Below are 18189 nucleotides of genomic sequence, written 5' to 3'. Positions count from 1 at the left end.
CGGCCGGGTTGGTCCGAGTGGCGGAATGGCAGACGCGCTAGCTTGAGGTGCTAGTGCCCTATTAACGGGCGTGGGGGTTCAAGTCCCCCCTCGGACACGTCCGGCGACACGACTTAAGTCGGCAGTCGCCGTGACTCGCTGAAGATGCGGGTCGTAGTCGAGGCGCAGGCCCAGGCTTGCGTATACCTGAGCGCGTTCCGCCCCGGTTGCCTCACCAAGCACTGCTGACAGCCCGCCCAATTCCTCAACCAACTCGCTGATTTGTGCGGCAGTCATGACGCGAGGTCGCTCCGCTTGCTCAAGACGGACCTTCAGCTCGTCGCGCTCGGCGGTGCGGCGGCGCAATGCAACAGTCAAATCCTCAACGGCCACACCAGACTCCACGGCGGTAACCAGAGCAGCAACCTTCGCATTCGCCTCGCTGAGCTGGCGCCGCAAGGCCGCGTAGCCAGCCCCTGCTACCGGGTCCGCGTCTTGCCCGCGTGCCAAGTCGGCCGGATCGGCCAGGGTGGCGATCCATTCGTCAAGTCGCGCAGTCACCTCATCTTCACGGAGGTAGACGGTGCGCGGGTGATCACTCAGGTCCGCGGGTACCGAACGCGACTTACCGAGCTCACAACGGTAGAGGATGCGTGTTGTTCGCTTCCCGGCGCGGGCAGCGCCCTGCATCCGCCGTCCACATGCGGCACAGAACAGCAGCCCACGCAGTGCATATGGCACTGTTGACTCTCTGCTGCAAACAAGACCGGGACCCCGCCGCGCCTGCATCCGAAGACGAACAGCCTGCGCTAGTTCGTCACGGATCAGCGCTTCATGCGTGCGGCGTTCTGGTGCGATCCAGTCGGCCTCATCACGCCACCGCATACGAGTCTCATACCCCGCAGCGACATCATCGGGGTTGACCAGAACCTCGTATTTCTCCTGCTTGCCCCAAACACGGATACCGCGGTACGCCGGGTTGTCGAGTATCGCGCGGATCGCCGAATGGGACCATCCTCGTGGGTCACGATGCCGATTCCGTGCCGGGTCGTACTGGCTCGGTGACGGTACACCATCGTCGGTGAGCCGTTGCGCGATATAGCGCAGGCCCGCTCCGTCGGCGTACATGCGGTAGATCCGCTCGACGACCGAAGATGTCGCGGGGTCGGGTTCGAGGCGGTGAAGCCGCTGCCCAAGATTGGCCTTGGCAGGGTTTGGATGCGGGCCGGCATCGACGAGCCGGTAACCGTAGGGTGGTCGACCACCGAGATATCTGGCGGTGTCGTGCGCGAGTGCTGACATCGCCGTACGGACGCGCATCTGGATTCGAGCGCGCTCTCCCTTGCTCATGCCGCCGAACAGAGTCATCACCAGGTCGTGTGCCTCGGAGCCGGGATCGACCGCTCCGCCGACCTCGGGTACCCACAGGCCAACTCCGTAGTGCGTGAGGACAGGGAAGGTGAGCGCGAACTGCGGCCCGTAGAACGCACGGGCGGGTTCCCCAATCACTACGGCATCAAAGCTACGGTCCCGACAAGCGACATCAGCAAGCAGACGTGACGCCTCTGGCCTGCGCTTCCACGGCAGTGAACGGCTCTGTCCCACATCGAAGTAGTCGGCGGCGATGAATCCGCCGTGCGGAGTGATCAGGTCCATGGCACGCCGCTTCTGCCAGCTGCGGCTCGCCTCCGGGTCTTGAGCGTCCTCCGTGCTCACTCGGCCATAGAAGGCGAACCTCAGGCTCACGCCACTCCCCTCCCTGATCCAAGCATCCGGTCCCGCACAGCCATTATCACGTGTACCAGCGCGCGGTTGGCCTCGGACGGAAGTCGATATTGGTTGGGCACAACAATTTCAACACCCCCCTCTGACACCGTCGGCGCATCGGGACGAGCGTCACACCCGGAGCGAGCACGTGCTGCTCGGGACCTGTCAGCCATCGCTTCCCCCTGGCGGATCCCATTGTTGATTGCGGGCTTGGCCACGGACTTCGATCAGTCCGATACGGCGGGTGTGGATGTGTTGGACGGCCGCGGAGTAGATGAGGGTCCGGTCGCCGAGGCTGGTGGGGCCGGCACGATCGAATTCCCATGCCACCAGATCATCGCCATCGGTGGAGTCGAGGCCGAGATCATGTTGGTGCGCAGTGCTTTTTAAACGTTGTTCACGGGTCCAGGCCGCGCGACGTTCGCGCAGCGCGGTCATCGTGGTGGAATAGCGGCGGGATTTGCTGGTGATGTGGCCCCGGTAGCCCAGGGTGTGCAGCCACCGACCGACACCGGCCAGTCCCTTATCGGCGAGTTGGCTGATGGCGGTCAGGATCGCCCGAACGTGGTCGCAGACATCGAGGTCAGCGATGGCCTCGGTGGAGATGCGTCGCGCGCTGATCCCGACGTCAGCTAAGGATTTGGTGACGTATTTCGCGAGGTAGCGAGCTACGCGGCGGCCTGGAAGAACCCCGCCGTGTGGTGAATCCTCCTGCACAGCAGAGCCGTCCGTGCCGGCGTGCCGGTTGTCGATGGGTTGGGTGTCGACTTGTGTGCCGAACCTGATCACCCGTGTCGCTGTATTTGAGGATGAGTCGGTGACCGTCACGGCCACGGTTCGAACGGCCTGTTGGATGATGGTGGCCAGTTCGGTTGCCGCAAGGGGCGCATGCCAGTCATGACCGCCAGAGTCATCGCTGTCGGGCGGGTCGAGGCGGATCAGGGCATGAATGTGCGGGATGAGCCGGGCTTGCAGTTCGACGACTTTGATGAAGCTGACCTGCACCGCATCCGGGTCGGCGCCCGAAGCACGTAGCTCTCGGCGCAGTGTGCGTCGCAGGGTGATGGTGAAGCGTCGCCACAGTTCGGGCAGGTGCCATGTGAACAGGACATGCCCGGTGTAGTCGTAGCAGTCCGCGCAGATCGGCTGTCCCGCATAGATATCACCTTCGCCGTGGGTTGTGCTGCACCACAGTGGTTTTCCATGCGGGCATCGGCGGTAGCCGCCAGTGTGGTGGTGGTCGCGACACACACGCTGCTTCTTGTCGCCTGCACGCGCGGCGGCGTGAACAGGCCCGTAGCTAGGTGCGGTGAGGGTGACGAACACCTGCGGACGATCGGCCACTGCTGCGGGGATGTTGTGGTGGCCGCCGGCGGTGCCAGCGTGCACGAGCTGCCACGTGTCGCGGGCGTACAGGTCTGAGCACGATGGGCATACCTGTGCGCGGCGGTTGTTGCACCGTGTCCACACCACCCGATCGCGGCCTATCTCGTCGGTACCTCTGAGTTGGATGGGGTGGGCGCAGAAGCCAACAGATTCCGCGCGCCGCCACCACGATTCGAACCCCGTCGAGGACGCGCGGCGCACCATCTGATCCACCACCGCATTGGTGTCGATCGAGCCGGGAACCCCGGGCAACACCAGCGTGGGGGCTGTCGTTGCAGTAGTCACCGTTGACCCCGGGCGGTGTCGGTGCGCCCGCTGTTGGACTGGTTGGTTCGGGTCGCGGCACGAGGTGGCCGGAATCGTGCTGCCAGAGTGGCGATGTCGTGGTCGGCGACGTGAAATGCCCGTACCCGCACCGGTTGGGCCGTGCCATCGATCATCATGTAGCCCACACCGGGAGTGGTGTCGGGGATGTGATCGCAGTCGGCCCCCGCGTCGCGGGCGCCCTGGCCCAAAACCATGGTGGTTTGGGTGGCTTCGGTCAACCGCAACCCGATTCGCACGGTAAACAGCTGCCGCACCGGCAGGGTGTCTTTGGCCGGATCTTGCACCGCTGCCACCACCGAAATGCCGACGGCCCGGCCTTGGGAGAGCAGCAGGCCCAACAGCTGTTCAATTTCGCTGCGCACCTTGCGGTCGGTCACATACGCAGTCAGCGCGGCGATCTCATCGATCACCACCACGAATAACGGCTCAGTCGGAGTCGGGGTGTGCATGCGCGTCTTGCCCCGTAACCGATTGGCGCGGGCGTGCATCACCTCCACTAGTTGCCGCAGCAGGTACAGGGTGGTACCAGTGGCGTCGTGGGTGAACACCGTGAACATGGGTGCTCCGGCGCCCAGTTCCATGCCGCCTTTCGGGTCGATGACGCAGAGCCGCACTTGTCCGGTTTTCACGGCGGGGGCGAGGCCAGCGATCAGTGACCACAACACTGAACCTTTCCCCGCGCCGGTCGCGCCAGCCACGAGCAGGTGGTGGCCAAGCAGAGGTAGGTGCCACCAGTGGCGGGTTTCGGTGATCCCGACCCGCACCGACCCCACATCCACCGCAGTCGCCGTCGTGGGCATGGGCAGGGCAATCGGGTCGGCCAGCACGTCGCCGCGCATCAGGGTGATGCGTAGCTCTCCGGGCGCGGTCGCGCGGATGGCGATCCGGTCGGCACGCCAGGCGGCGGCTAGCGCCTCGGATTGCTTGTGCCAATCAGCCAGGGAGTGGCCGGTGACCACTCGCAGCGCCAGGACGTCGGTCGTCTTGCCGATGCGCACCGACTGCAAGGTCGGCACCAAGGTGCGTTCGCCAAGTGTGGCGGTCAGGCCGTGCAGGGTGCACACCGATTGCCAGGTGCGGGTGTAGCGCGACCAGGTCAACCAGCGCCGCCGCACCGGCTCGGTGACCCATCCGTGAAACGATCGCGGGTCCAGCCACGCCCAGCCCGCATACGCGGCAGCGAAAGCAATACCGATGATCAGACCCGCGCGTGAGCCATGGGTAATGGCCATCGCCACGCTGGCGATGATCGGGATGCTGATGGCCGGGAACAGGACCGCCCACCACAGCAGATACCCGGCCGCTTTGAACAGTGAGAGGATGAGGTCGGTGATCCAGTCGTCGTCGTTGGATTGAGAGTTCTTGCTGTTTTTGTAGTTTGATGCCATGACAGGCGTCCCTCTGGTGAGTGAATGGTCGATAGCAGCTCACGTGCTGGGGCGCGACACCCACGAGCGCCGCGCCCCAGCAAATGGGGTTATTTCTGCGCGCGGGACGCTTGATCGCTCGGCGCAGCCGCGGGGTTGGTGGGGGTGATGGCGTCGGCACGGAACGCCACGCCGCTGCGATCACCTTGAGCCCAAGGGATAGCAACCAGACCCGCGACTGAAACAGGTTGGGTGACTGTCACTTTCGGATCCCCGGCGACGGTGACGTTGAGCACTTCACCACCGGTGTCATCCAACGCCAACAGCTGCGCGGCATACAGTGGCACGCCGGTGGCGGTGTCCACTTTTGGGCTGCCGGTCTCGAAGTTCAGCCGCGGCTCGGCCGCTCGGGTGACGATGAACCGTGTGCCTGATGTGTCGATTCTTAAACGCATTGTCCCGCTGTTCCTTTCGTGATCTGTTTGCGCCCGTTGCGGCGCTGGGCTCAGTTCACGTGGACATCGCGGACGTAGCGAGGGACGTTGGCAGGCATTGCCGACACTGCCGCAGACATTTCGGACACGACAGGGACATGCCCGTGGGCATCGGACGGGCATCACCGCCGCGGGGCGGCGGCAGTCGCATGGCAAACTAGGAACCACGCGCTGAGGATGGACAGGGATGACACGGAAAGATGTGCGCTGAGACGACGGGCGATCAGGACGGCGACGCCGAGGCCGCCACGATCCCCAACGATCGCCTCACCCAACGGCTGCACGCCAAGGGACTCTCCCCACAGAGGTTCGCCACTGCGGTGGGCGTGGATATCAAGACGGTGCGCCGCTGGCTGGCCAACATCGACTACAACGTCCGCGAGGACAACGCCCGCCGCGCCGCTAAGCTGCTTGGCTGCACACCGCACAACCTGTGGCCCAACCAGTATCCTGCCCCTACCGCGAGCGCGCTGGCGACGACGTCGCTGGGTGGTCCGTTCACCGCGACGCTGTATGCCAGCCGCACCCAGCTGCCGATCACGACGTGGCAGCAGCATTTCGGCGACGCCACCACCGGCATCGACATCCTCGTCCTGGCGGCCACGTTCCTGTTTGACACCCTCGACGGCTTCCTCGACATTCTGCTCGACGCCGCCGCCCGCGGTGTGGCGGTGCGGTTTCTCGTCGGGGATCCTGACACTGCCACCACGATCCTGCGCGGCAAGGAGGAAGGCATCGGCGAGGCCGTCATCGCCCGCTGCCGCACGTCCGTGGAGTTGCTCGCCCCGCATGCCGATACCCCGGGGCTGGATATCCGCACCCACGACACCACGCTCTACACGTCGATCTTCCGGGTCGACGACGCCATGATCGTCAACTTCCACATCTACGGCTCACCCGGGCGCAACAACCCCGTGCTTGTGCTGTCGCGCCACCACGAACCACGGCTCTGGGCCACCCTCGAAGACGCTTTCACCCAGGTCTGGGATCGCGCCAGACCGCTCAGCGCGAAAGGCTGAACCCTATGCGAACCGACTACTACAACGACCCCAACGCCCCGCTGCCCAACAGCGTCGTTCCGTCAGCCTCGGCCATCGTCACCGACGAACAGGGTCGTATCCTGCTGATCAAACGCCGCGACAACACCCTGTGGGCGCTACCCGGCGGCGGACACGACATCGGCGAAACGATTGCCGACACCGCCGTCCGGGAAGTCAAAGAGGAAACCGGGCTCGACATTGAAGTCACCGGCCTTGTCGGTGTCTACACCAACCCGCAGCATGTCGTCGCGTTCACCGATGGCGAAGTCCGCCAACAGTTCTCTCTGTCCTTCACCACCAAGGTTCTCGGCGGTACCCTGGCCATCGATCACGAAAGCACCGACATCGCCTGGACCGATCCCGACGACATCCCCAATCTGGACATGCACCCGTCGATGCGACTGCGCATCGAGCACTACCTGCAACACCGCGACAGCCCCTACCTCGGCTAACCGGCTGGGTTTACAGCCAATCGCGTACCCGTCGGACCGCCGCCAACAGTTCGTCGCGCCCCGCGTCGACCGCGCGGTGCACCGGGTCCTCGGGTCCATAGCGGCCCAACACCTCGATCAATCGATCTCGCGGTGATACCGGCGCCCCGTCCGGCCCGGTCGTCAGATCGCAAAAGGTCAACACATCCAGAACATCGCTGGGCGGATCGCTGAACGCCGCTAAACCTGACAAGCCGCGCTCGGCAGCTTCCGCGTGCGCCCCAGTATGGAACGCCACCAGGGAGGCGACCAGCTCCCGAAAACCCGCCGCCCGGGCAAACTCTGCGCCATCGAGCGGATGAAACCCGGTCCGGCGCAACGACGGTGCGTAGCCGATATCGTGCAGCCACGCCGCTGCCACCAAAGAGTCCGCTGTCTGGGCATCGAACCGCCGACTCAGCCGCTCGGCAGTCGTCGCGACACCCCGCACATGCGCCAACCGCCGCAGCTGCCCCACCAGTCGCGTCTCGGCCTCTCGCCGTGCACGCTGCGCCAGCATCCCGCTCACAACCGCCATCCTACGAGTCCCATCGCCATGGCGCAGACCCGCAACTGATGCTCAGCGGAGCCCGGGCCGCCATAGCCCGCGAGGAACCGGCGGCTACCTGCGGGCTTCGCTACACTCCCTCTGCTCCCGTCCGCTGGCGCTCCCGTCCGCGCCGCTCGCTACGCTTCGCCCTCCGTCCGCCGCCACACAAGCTTGCACACGACGACGAGCGCTGTACATCTCAACGGCCACGGCATCCTGGCACCACGACAAGCCAGGACTGTCCTCGCTCCTCGCCGCATCGAGACGCCGCGGGCAGCAGGCGCGACCAACGCCCGCCTGACCGCCGCTGGCCTGCGATGTGAGAACTTTCTTTACTGCTATCAAGTCGATGGCGGCACGTTGCCACCAGCTCGACACCGCAGCCGCCCGACTCGAACGCCACGTCGACACCATCACCGCCACCGCCGCACCCGAGCTACAGCGTCGGGCCCGACACCGCTGCCACGCTGCTGACCGCCCTCGGCGACAACCCCGCTCGGATCGGCAGCGACGCCGCTTTCGCCAAACTCTGCGGGGTCAGCCCACTGGAAGCCTCCAGCGGCAAAACGATCCGCCACCGGCTCAATTGGGGAGGCAATCGCGACGCCAACCGTGCCCTGCACGTCATCCTGGTGGTGCGCATGCGCCGTCACCAGCCCACCCGCGACTACTTCGTTCACCGCCTGGCCGAAGGCAAAACCAAGAACGAGATCATGCGCTGCATCAAGCGTACATCGCCCGCGAGATCTACCACGCCCTCCGCCAACCCAGCAGAAGAACCAACGAACTCATTGCCTGAAGAACTCATTGCCTGAAGATAGGAGCATCTGGTATCAACTCCCGAAGGGCACCCGATCCGCAATGTCCACCCATTTCGTGGCGATATGGCACCTCTGTAGATGCCATCAATCCTCCCAGGTGAGTAATGTGCAGGTGGCTAATCGTTCAGGGTCATAGGGAACGCGAGATGATTTCCTTCATCACCTCATTTGTGCCGGCGTAGATTTTCTGCACGCGCTGGTCCACCCACAATCTCGAGATGGGGTACTCGGTCATGTACCCATATCCGCCGTGGAGCTGCAAACAGTCATCGAGCACCTTCATCGCTCGCTCAGTGGTCCACCATTTCGCCATGGCGACGGTCTGGACGTCGAGTTGGCCCGCGAGGTGTAGGTCGATGCAGTAGTCCAAAAATACTCGTGCGATGCGCGTTTCGGTTGCAGCTTCGGCCAAGATGAATTTCGTGTTCTGGAAGCCGAAGACGGGCCGTCCGAACGCTTCCCGCTCACGGGTGTATTTGAGTGTCTGCTCCACGGCAAGTTCCATCGCCGCGACCGCCCCAACCGCGACGATGAGCCGCTCTTGAGGTAGCTGCGTCATCAGCTGAATGAAACCCTGACCCTCGGTCTCGCCCAGGAGGTGCGAGCGGGGCACTCTTACGTCGTCGAAGAACAACTCGGAGGTGTCTTGTCCGCGTTGGCCGATTTTGTCGAGGACCTTGCCGCGCCGGAATCCGGGTCGATCGGCTTCGGCGACGATCAGCGAGATGCCGGCGGCGCCCTGACTTGGATCTGTCTTGGCGACGACGATGATCAGGTCGGCTTGCTGACCGTTGGTGATGAAGGTCTTTGCGCCGGTGATCACGTACTCGTCACCGTCAAGAATTGCTTTGGTCTTGACACTCTGCAGATCAGAACCGGTCCCTGGCTCCGTCATGGCGATAGCACCGATCATTTCGCCTGAGGCCATCTTGGGCAGCCACTGCCTCCGTAGTTCTTCGGCCGCATACTGGAGGATGTAGTGCGCGACGATTCCGCTGTGCAGCCCTGCGCCCCATGAGCTGTCCCCGACTCGGGCTTGCTCTTCGAGTACGACGGCTTCGTGCGCGAATGTGCCGCCTCCCCCGCCGTATTCTTCGGGTATGGACATGCAGAGCAGGCCTAGTTCGCCGGCTTTGTGCCACAATTCTCGGTCAACTTGGTGCTGGTCTGCGAAACGTTGCGCATGTGGGGCCAATTCGGTCGAGAAGAACTTCGCGGCAAGGTCACGAAGCTCGAGCAATTCGGCGCTCATCCAGGGAGAAATTGATGCTGTCACAGGATTCCCTCTCGGCTGTTCAATATCAATGGGTTTGATTTCTTAGGACGTTTCGATCTGATACTCGCCGGCGGAGTGACGCGCGCGTATGGCCTTCTTGTCGTATTTCCCGACGCTTGTTCGGGGAATCTCAGACACGAAGCTCCACCGCTCCGGGATCCACCACTTGGCGACCTTGTCCAACAGAAACGCGCGCAGTCGGTCGATGTCGACCTCGGCTCCACGGTGAACCACGACCAGGGCGAGCGGTCTTTCCTGCCATTTGTCGTCGGGAACTGCCACCACCGCAGCCTCGTAGATCGCCGGGTGACCAATCAGCGTGTTTTCCAGCTCGACTGAGGAGATCCATTCTCCACCTGACTTGATGACGTCCTTCGCACGATCGGTCAGCGTGAGATACCCGTCCGGGTCGATCCGGCCGACGTCGCCGGTGCGCAGCCACCCTCCGTCGAACTTGTCCGGATCATCGTCGCCGAAGTAGGCGCCGGTGATCCACGGGCCTCGCGCCTGTATTTCACCCGCTGATCGACCGTCCCACGGCACTGTCTTCTTGTGGTCGTCACGCAACCGGATCTCGACACCGCACATCGGCCGACCCTGGCTTTCGCGCATCTCCCACGCACGGGTCTCGCCTACTCCGTGCGCTGCGCGTGCGACGGTAGCCAGCGGCGAGGTTTCGGTCATGCCCCATGCCTGCACGATAGGCACGTTGTACTTGTCTTCGAATGCCCGCATCAGCGAGACGGGGACTGCCGATCCCCCGCAGGCAACCAGCCGAAGTGAGGAGATGTCCCGGGCGGGATTCGATTCCAGGTATCGATCGACATCGTTCCAGATCGTCGGCACTGCACCGGCGATAGTCGGCTGAGTCTCTTCGATGATCGACACCAGCGGCGCGGCTTGCAGATGGCGATCGGGTAATACCAAGTCCGCACCAGACATCAACGCCGCGTAGATCAGTCCCCACGCATTGGCGTGAAACATCGGGACAATGGCCAGGATACGGTCGGCCTCGCTCACTGCCAGGGCGTTCGACGTGCAGGCGGTCAGTGCATGTAGGTAGGTCGAACGGTGGCTGTAGACAACACCTTTGGGATTTCCAGTAGTCCCGCTGGTGTAGCACATGGCCGCGGCGGAACGCTCATCGATCTCGGGCCAATCGAAAGTCTCCGGTTGCTGCGCCAGGATCTCCTCGTAACGCAACACCGTCTTCCCGCATCGCTGCAGCGGAGCGAGGTCGCCGCCCCCGGTGGCGATGACCGTATGCACCGACTCCATCGCTGGTAGCGCACTAGCCAACAATGGCGCAACCGACGCATCCACCAGGATGATCTGATCGCTGGCATGGTTGGCGATGTACGCGAGTTGCTCTGGAGCCAAACGAATGTTGAGGGTGTGCAGCACCGCGCCCATGGAGGGAACCGCGCAGTAGGCCTCGAGATGTTCTTGGTTACTCCACTGAAAAGTGGCCACCCGTTGATCTGCCGTTATTCCGAGCCCGCGCAACGCATTGGCAAGTCGGCCCGCTCGCCCCAGGACGCTACGGTAGGACATACTTCGGTATCCAATTCCGTCGGGGGTGATCACCTCGCTGTTTCCGTGAATGGAGGCGGCATGGCGGACAATTGCCGAGATTGTGAGCTGGACGTCTTGCATCGTGCTGTGCATTACGCATCGGCCCTTCAGGCGAACAGGTCTGGATGGCGACTCGCATCGCCTATGAGCGTCCCGTAGTGGGTTCTGAGCGCTTGCAGGATCTCTGCCAGCGGTAGATCGTCGAAGGCGCCTCGATCCCTCAGATATTCCATGTGTTGTGTGCCGTCACCGGCGAACCCGTGCAGCAGGGCGTCTGTGCGCCCGTCGAAATCAATTGGCGGGACGCCGAACCGTGCGCATAGCTCGCGATTGAACGCCGGAGTTGCCTTGACCCAGACACCGCAGAGATGCATGAGGCTGTATCCGTGGTAGACGAAGACGTCGGTACCGCCCATCCGCTCACGCAATGTCTCGGTCTGAAGGTGGTTTCGGACATCGGCGAACCCCAGCCGCGCTGGGATGCCTGCTGCTCGGCAGGCCGCCGTCAAGAGCACCGCCTTCGGGACGCAGTAAGCGCGGTCTGCAGTTGCGATGGTGCTGGCGCGATACGCATGCGGGTCATCGGTCACGGTGTAGGGGTCATACCAAATCGAGTCGCGGACCGCAGTGAAGATGGCTATGGCCTTCGTGGTGTCGTCGACCGCGCCGCGGGTCGCCGATGCAACGAAGTCGCGTACCGATTCATGTTGCCAATCGAGGAACTCCGTGGGCTCCAGGTAAGGCGAGTTCTCACCGCTCATCGGTGCCGCAACGTCACAGGCAGTCCGTCCACGGGAATGGGCAGCGAGGTGTTGTCCCAACGCACGTGATAGTCGTTTGGGACCGTCCAAGTGTAGGTACGCAACATCTGGTGCAGGATTGCCTTCACCTCGAGTGTGCCGAACTGCATCCCAATGCATTTGTGCGCCCCCCCGCCGAACGGCACCCAGGCGAATCGGTGCTGTTGGTCCTCGCGCCGGGGCTCATCGAAGCGCGACGGATCGAAACGGTCCGGGTCGCTCCATATTCTGCGGTCGAAGTGATTTACGGCGGGTGTGATTGCGCACAAGGTTTCACGGGGGATGTGATAGCCGTCGATGGCGACATCGCGGACGGTCTTGCGCATCACCAGCGGAACGGGCGCCAGCAGACGCAGAGCTTCTTTGAGGATCAGATCGAGGACCGTCATCCGCTCCAGTTCGTCGATATCTGGCGAATCGTGACCGAAGGACCGCGCCTCCGCCGCTGCCTTCTCCTGCCACTCAGGATGTTTAGCGAGGAAGTAGGTGACAGCAGTGGTGGTGATCGTGGAGGTGTCATGGGCGGCCATCATGAGAAAGATCATGTGGTTGATCACATCCTCGTCGGAGAACCGTTCACCGTCTTCTGTGGTCGCCTGGCAGAGGGCGGCGAATAGATCGTCGGTCTCGCCTGCACGCGCGGCCGGCAGGTGTCGGGAGAAGTAGTCCTCCAACACGCGCCGCCCATGCACGCCGGCGCGGAACCTGGTGCCCGGGAGTGGAACTCGCACAAAGGAACTCGCCGCGCGAACAGTGGACACGAACGCCTCGTTGACAGCAGCGCTCTCGTCCTTGCCGCGGCCACCCATGAAGACATCCGTGGCAATATCGAGGGTGAGATTCTTCAACAACGGGTAGATCCGGACCGACGGACCGGTCGGCCACGCGGGCACGGCTGCGCGAACGCACGGGGCCACCTGCCCGACATATCCGGTCAGGCGAGGACGCGTGAACGCCTCCTGCATGATGCGCCGGTGCATCAAATGTTCGTCGAAGCTCATGAGCATCAACCCGCGATGGAAGAAAGCATCGATCAGGAAGGACCAGCCATCTTGAGAAAAGGCCTTGGCTTCGCTTGTGAACGCCTCACGCGTTGCGTCTGGACCGGCGATGACCACCATTTTGGTACCGAATGCGCCCATCCACGACACCGAGCCCAAACGTTCGTAACGCTCCCGACTGAATTCTGAACCAAATCGGATGTAGTCGACAGTGTGCCCCAGCAACGGGAGTCCAGCGTCCCCTAGGACGGCTCTCAGCCCAGATCCGGCGGGGGCCGGCGCAAGTTCCCGGACTCTCCAGTCCCGACTCCACTGTCGCCATTTGTCATCGACGACGCGGGGGGCGGGCGCCAACAGGACAGACGTCAACCGCTCCTTGGGGTGACGCGTGATTGCGAGAAGCTGATTAGCCACGATGCCTCCTGGGCGCTCTGCTGCACGGGTATCTGGTAATAGTTTACATAGATGTGCTGAATGTCAATATTCGAACAGTTAACAGTGAAATGTTAGACACCGCCTGCGACCCGGATCATCTGCGCAGCCTCGCGCGGTTCTCACTCGGGCCGTCTAACTGAAGGCGTTCAACGTGCCTGAATAGATAATCGTGACTGCGTGGTTTGCGGGTGAGGATCCGGTAGGCAAATGTAGGCCCAGGCCAGTTCGTCGGGATCGCGCCACTCGAGGTCGTGTACCAGCTCGCGCAAAGCGCCCACACCGACCTTCGCAGCCGCCGGCTCAATCGTGTGTTGTAGCTTTGCTCGATGTCTGGCCTGACGTCGACCGTACGCCCTGGGTCACTCGCCAAAATCTTGATGAGGGCACCGACATAGCGGACCTGAGACTCGATCATGTAAATGATCGACCCGGAACCGACATTCGTGTTCGGGCCATAGAGGAGAAAGAGATTCGGGAACATCGGGACTGTAATGCCCAGGTATGCGTGCGCCTGCGTCCCCCACACCTCGTCCAGAGTCACTCCGCCCCAGCCGCGAACACGCATCGGGGCGAGGAAGTCGGTAGCGCGGAAACCTGTTCCGTAAATGACGACATCCGCGCGATGGAGTACGCCATCGTCGGTCACGACTCCCTTGTCGCAAAGCTTCGCAACCGCGTTGGTCACCAACGAGACTTCACCGTTGGCAATCGCGGGGTAGTAATCATTCGAGAACAACACCCGCTTGCACCCCGGCGCATCTGATGGCGTGAGTTGCCGGCGCAGCATTGGATCGGCAACCTGCCGATGGAGGTGGTGAGGGGGACCCGGTTTCTGGTCCAGTCGCTATGCGGCTTGGGGTTGGTGGGTCGTGGTCCACTGTAGGGCGAACTCGGCTGGGCTGAGTCCGCGGTGTGCTGAATGCGGTGATCGAGTCGATCCCCAGATCCGCCTCAAGCGCCATCGACAGATCCAGCATCTCCACCGGATAACCAGTCTTGTCGGCAACCACCGCCAACATGTCCCCGACCAAATCCACGCCCGCCGCCGCCGGAGCGACCGCCACCGGAGCAACCGGCGCAGGCGCAGCAGCCGCGGGAGCAGGCGCAGCAGCGGCAGGTGCAGCCGCCGGACCCATCAACGACTGCAGGTAGTCAACGATCTCCTGCAGCGTCACCAACGCCGCCATCGTCGCCGTCTCCACCTCAGGCAACGACGGAACCCGATCCTGCACCGCCGACAAAATCTCAACCCGCTTGATCGAGTCGATCCCCAGATCCGCCTCAAGCGCCATCGACAGATCCAGCATCTCCACCGGATAACCAGTCTTGTCGGCAACCACCGCCAACATGTCCCCGACCAAATCCACACCCGCCGCCGGAGCGACCACCACCGAAGCAACCGGCGCAGGCGCAACGGCCACCGCAACCGGCGCGGCAACCGGAGCCGGCGCAGGCGGTGCCGGCATCGTGACGACCGGCGCAGCTGCGGCCACCGGCGCAGGCGCCGCGGGTACAAGTGCCGGCGCGGGCGGAACGCTGATCGGGGCTGCCGGAGCCGTAGGCGGCGCGGGCATGGCCGGCGGCGGGGCGACCACCGGCGGAGCCGGAGGAGCCGCGACACCATAGGCGGCTACCGGCTGGGCCGGCACCACTGTGGTCGCGGCCGGGAACGCCAGCTGGTTGACCGGCATCGGGGTCATCCCCGTGCTGGAGACCAGGGTCTGCAGTAGGCCCTGCAGGTGGGCGATGGTCTGCTGCATGCTGCCGAGCGCACCGACCATGTGCGTCACCATCTCGGCTCCGGGACCGGACATCAGCGGCGAGGTCACCATCGGAACCGCAGCGGCCTGAACCGGGACCGGGACGTGGGTCGGGACGTGTGCCGGCAACCCGTTCGCCGCGGGAACGGTTGGATGAGCTGCTGTCATTGGGGGCTCCGATACGGTCGCGTGGCCGTTGTGGTCACTGCGGGGGGTGGATTTCTCAAATCTGTCCGATTTCTCAGCGGCCCGGGACACCGGCTCGTCGTTGATATCGGGTCGGCCGAAGTTGGTGCCGTTGAGCTTCATCGTCAGCTTGGGTGCCGGACGGGTTCGCGGGTCGTCACCGTGGCGATAGTCGGCCCACAGGGCTTCGAAGTTCATCGGAACGCCGGCGGCCACGAGCTGGCCCAACCCCATCCACAGCGATCGAATCCCGTTCCTGCCCTTGGCATCCAGGGATACCGCGACGTGGTCCTGGCCGGTCAGACATTTGCCGACGAGGTTGGTGAGCACGCTGCCGGGACCGACCTCGACGAAGGTTCGGGCGCCGGCGGACCACATCGCCTGAACCTGCTCGACGAACCGCACGGGCTGCGCGATCTGGTTGGCCAGTGTCGCCTGCATCTGCTCGGCGCTGCCGACGTACGGCTGCGCTGTTGCGTTGGCGTAGACGGGCACCTGCGGCACCCCGAACGGGATGCCGGCCAGGTACGAGGCGAACGGGGCCGCCGCGGAGCTGACGATCTCGGAGTGGAAGGCGGTGGCGACGTCGAGGAGCCGCGCATTCATACCCGCTGCGCTGAATCGCTGCGCGGCATCGGCGATCGCCGCACTGTCGCCCGAGAGCACGACCTGGTTGGGGGCGTTGTGGTTGGCGATGATCACCGACAGGCCCCACTCGCCGAGAAGTCTGCTGACCTGCTCGGCGGGGGCGGTCACCGCGCACATCGCTCCGTCGCTGCTGGCGGCGGCCTGGGCCATCAGTGCACCGCGCGCGCGGGCGATGAGCAGCGCGACGTCGTCACTGATCACCCCCGCGGCACACAGGGCGCTGACCTCCCCGAAGCTGTGACCGCCGACGGCGACGGGCGCGATGCCCAGCGAACGGACGACGGACAGCAGGCTGAGGCTGTGGGCGCCGATGCCCGGCTGCGCCCACTCGGTCTTGGTCAGCTCGGCAGCCTGGGCCGTGCGGTCTTCCTCGGTGAACGCCGTCTTGGGCCAGACGACGTCGTGCAGGTCGCGGTCTGCGTTGAGCAGGCCGGCGCGCGCGAGTTCCCAAGGCGCCAAAGCCGGTTCGTGGAGTTGCGGGATGTCGGCACCCATCCCGACGTACTGGCTGCCCTGCCCGGGAAACAGCAGCGCGACCGGACCGGCCGGTTGGCAGGAGTAGTAGTAGCCCTTGGGCGAGCTGAACGATGTTTCGCCGCCAGCGGTTTGGAGCTTCGCCGCGGCCTCCCCGAGCATCGCGCGCAGGCCCTCGACGCTGTTGGCGACGACGGCGAGGCGGTGCGGGCGGGTGGCGTCATACGCCGATTGCGTGCTGTGTGCCAGATAGCCGAGCATGTCCGGCGAGTCGACCAGCGAGGCGGCCAGTTCTCCGGCCTGAGCAGCCAGCGCGGCCGCGGAGTCCGCGCCCAGGACCACCAACTCGGAGTCCCAGGAGCGGTAGCGCGGTGCGTGCTTGCCGGCGCCGGCGTACTCCTCGAGCGTGATGTGGAAGTTCGTACCGCCGAAGCCGAACGCACTGACCGACGCGCGCCGCGGCACGTTCTGGTCGGCGATCCAGGGCTTGGTCTGCGTCGACAGGTAGAACGGCGACGATTCGATCTCGAGCCCGGGATTGGGCCGGTCGATCTTGATGGTCGGCGGGAGGACTTTGTGGTGCAGCGCCATCACGGTCTTGAACAGGCCGCAGGCGCCGGCAGCTCCCTTGGTGTGCCCGACCTGCGACTTGACCGAGCCGACGGCACACCATTGCCGGTCCGCTCGGCCCGATTCGTCGAACACCCGGCGCAGGGCGGTGAACTCGGCCACGTCGCCGGCCTTGGTGCCGGTCCCGTGGGCTTCGACGAGGCCGACCGTCTCCGGTCCGTAGCCGGCGGCCTCGTACGCGCGGCGCAGGGCCTTCGCCTGACCATCCGGACTGGGGGCGTAGATGCTCTTGGCCCGACCATCCGAGGACGTGCCGATGCCGCGGATCACCGCGTAGATCCGGTCGCCGTCGCGCTCCGCGTCGTCGAGGCGCTTGAGCGCCAGCATCGACAGCCCCTCGCCCAGCATGGTGCCGTCCGACTGGTCGGAGAACGGACGGCAGTCACCGGTGCGCGAGAGCGCGGTGACCTTGGCGAAGCACATGAACATGAAGATGTCGTTGAAGGCGTCGACGCCGCCGGCGATCACCATGTCGGCCTCGCGCAGGTACAGCTCGTGCAGCGCGATCTCGATCGCGGCCAGCGAACTGGCGCACGCGGCGTCGACGACGCAGTTCGTTCCGCCGAGATCAAAGCGGTTGGCGATGCGTCCGGCGATGACGTTGCCCAGCAGACCCGGGAACGTGTTCTCCTGCCACGGGGTGTAGCCCGACGCCACGCTCTCGCTGAATGCGGTCAGTTCGTTGTCGGAGAGGCCGGCCGCGCGCAGACCGCGTTCCCAGATCGGCCGGTGCAGGCGACCGCTCATGTAGCCGGACATCTCGGTGCCGCCGGACGAACCCAGCACCACGCTGACACGTTCGCGGTCGATGCCGGAGATGTCGCCGCCGGCGTAGTCCTCCAGCACTTGCTGTGCGACCCGCAGCGCCAGCAACTGGGCGGTGTCGGTCGCAGGCACCACGTTCGGCGGAATGCCGAAATCCATCGGCGAGAAGTCGATGTCGGGCAAGAATCCGCCGCGACGGGCGTATACCTTGTCAGGCGTGCGAGGATCTGCGTCGTAATAGTCGTCGATCCGCCAGTGCGACTCCGGCACGTCGGAGAACAGGTCCGCACCCTCGACGATGTTGCGCCAGAATCGCTCGGCTTCTTCAGACCCGGGAAACAGCGCGCTGACGCCGACCACTGCGACAGGTGGATGTTTGGCTACCACAGGTCTCCTTAAGAGCCGCCTTGACGAAAAGCATCGAATGCCTAAGTTTTG

Annotated in this window: 13 protein-coding genes, 1 tRNA gene and 1 pseudogene; 4 read left to right on the top strand and 11 right to left on the bottom strand. The window is 64.3% G+C overall.

Annotation, left to right across the window (positions count from 1 at the left end):
• Nucleotides 1-11 precede the first annotated feature (11 nt).
• A tRNA-Leu gene (locus NM962_22415) sits at nucleotides 12-97 on the top strand.
• Here NM962_22415 and NM962_22410 read toward each other — a convergent pair.
• The 4 genes from NM962_22410 to NM962_22395 all read right to left on the bottom strand — a co-directional run bounded on the left by NM962_22410 (nucleotide 79) and on the right by NM962_22395 (nucleotide 5281).
• The gene (locus tag NM962_22410) at nucleotides 79-1725 is read right to left on the bottom strand and encodes a recombinase family protein (protein UVO12549.1); all 1647 of its coding nucleotides are present in this window, start codon (nucleotides 1723-1725) and stop codon (nucleotides 79-81) included. The genes NM962_22415 and NM962_22410 overlap by 19 nt on opposite strands.
• Nucleotides 1726-1911: 186 nt before the next feature.
• Complete coding sequence (locus tag NM962_22405; GenBank protein ID UVO14904.1) at nucleotides 1912-3336, bottom strand: plasmid replication initiator protein; 1425 nt, start codon at nucleotides 3334-3336, stop codon at nucleotides 1912-1914.
• Between the two features lie 77 nt (nucleotides 3337-3413).
• Nucleotides 3414-4847 (bottom strand): FtsK/SpoIIIE domain-containing protein, encoded by a 1434-nt coding sequence (locus NM962_22400; protein UVO12548.1) that lies wholly within the window; start codon nucleotides 4845-4847, stop codon nucleotides 3414-3416.
• A gap of 89 nt (nucleotides 4848-4936) precedes the next feature.
• Nucleotides 4937-5281 carry a hypothetical protein gene (locus tag NM962_22395; GenBank protein UVO12547.1) on the bottom strand — a complete coding sequence of 115 codons (345 nt, stop codon included), beginning with the start codon at nucleotides 5279-5281 and terminating at the stop codon, nucleotides 4937-4939.
• A gap of 239 nt (nucleotides 5282-5520) precedes the next feature.
• Between NM962_22395 and NM962_22390 the strand changes: the two genes are divergently transcribed.
• Nucleotides 5521-6339: a hypothetical protein gene (locus NM962_22390; GenBank protein UVO12546.1), complete on the top strand. Its 819-nt coding sequence runs from the start codon at nucleotides 5521-5523 to the stop codon at nucleotides 6337-6339.
• A 5-nt stretch (nucleotides 6340-6344) separates the two neighbouring features.
• A complete protein-coding gene (locus tag NM962_22385; GenBank protein UVO12545.1) occupies nucleotides 6345-6812 on the top strand; it encodes an NUDIX domain-containing protein in 468 nt (155 codons plus the stop codon).
• Nucleotides 6813-6822: 10 nt separating this feature from the next.
• On the opposite strand, the gene NM962_22380 is transcribed toward NM962_22385, so the two are convergent.
• Nucleotides 6823-7359: an HD domain-containing protein gene (locus NM962_22380; GenBank protein UVO12544.1), complete on the bottom strand. Its 537-nt coding sequence runs from the start codon at nucleotides 7357-7359 to the stop codon at nucleotides 6823-6825.
• Between the two features lie 521 nt (nucleotides 7360-7880).
• On the opposite strand from NM962_22380, the gene NM962_22375 reads away from it, so the two are divergent.
• Complete coding sequence (locus NM962_22375; GenBank protein ID UVO14903.1) at nucleotides 7881-8195, top strand: transposase; 315 nt, start codon at nucleotides 7881-7883, stop codon at nucleotides 8193-8195.
• A gap of 136 nt (nucleotides 8196-8331) precedes the next feature.
• Here NM962_22375 and NM962_22370 read toward each other — a convergent pair whose 3' ends face one another.
• The 6 genes and pseudogenes from NM962_22370 to NM962_22345 form a co-directional block, all read right to left on the bottom strand.
• On the bottom strand, nucleotides 8332-9453 hold the full coding sequence (locus NM962_22370; protein UVO12543.1) for an acyl-CoA dehydrogenase family protein: 1122 nt from the start codon (nucleotides 9451-9453) through the stop codon (nucleotides 8332-8334).
• Nucleotides 9454-9519: 66 nt separating this feature from the next.
• Nucleotides 9520-11145, bottom strand: a complete 1626-nt coding sequence (locus NM962_22365) for a fatty acid--CoA ligase (protein UVO12542.1) — start codon at nucleotides 11143-11145, stop codon at nucleotides 9520-9522.
• 14 nt (nucleotides 11146-11159) lie between these two features.
• Nucleotides 11160-11813: a transglutaminase domain-containing protein gene (locus NM962_22360; protein UVO12541.1), complete on the bottom strand. Its 654-nt coding sequence runs from the start codon at nucleotides 11811-11813 to the stop codon at nucleotides 11160-11162.
• Nucleotides 11810-13267 carry a cytochrome P450 gene (locus NM962_22355; protein ID UVO12540.1) on the bottom strand — a complete coding sequence of 486 codons (1458 nt, stop codon included), beginning with the start codon at nucleotides 13265-13267 and terminating at the stop codon, nucleotides 11810-11812. The genes NM962_22360 and NM962_22355 overlap by 4 nt, the downstream gene beginning before the upstream one ends.
• 115 nt (nucleotides 13268-13382) lie before the next feature.
• Nucleotides 13383-14102 (bottom strand): annotated as a pseudogene (locus NM962_22350) (4-hydroxyacetophenone monooxygenase).
• Nucleotides 14011-18111: an acyltransferase domain-containing protein gene (locus tag NM962_22345; protein UVO14902.1), complete on the bottom strand. Its 4101-nt coding sequence runs from the start codon at nucleotides 18109-18111 to the stop codon at nucleotides 14011-14013. Before NM962_22345 ends, NM962_22350 begins: the two are co-directional and overlap by 92 nt.
• Between the last annotated feature and the right edge of the window lie 78 nt (nucleotides 18112-18189).

Source organism: Mycobacterium sp. SVM_VP21, from assembly GCA_024758765.1.
Taxonomy (GTDB): Bacteria; Actinomycetota; Actinomycetes; order Mycobacteriales; family Mycobacteriaceae; genus Mycobacterium; species Mycobacterium heraklionense_C.
The sequence above is the reverse complement of the archived record's forward strand: the minus strand, read 5'-3'. Positions and strand labels throughout refer to the sequence as shown.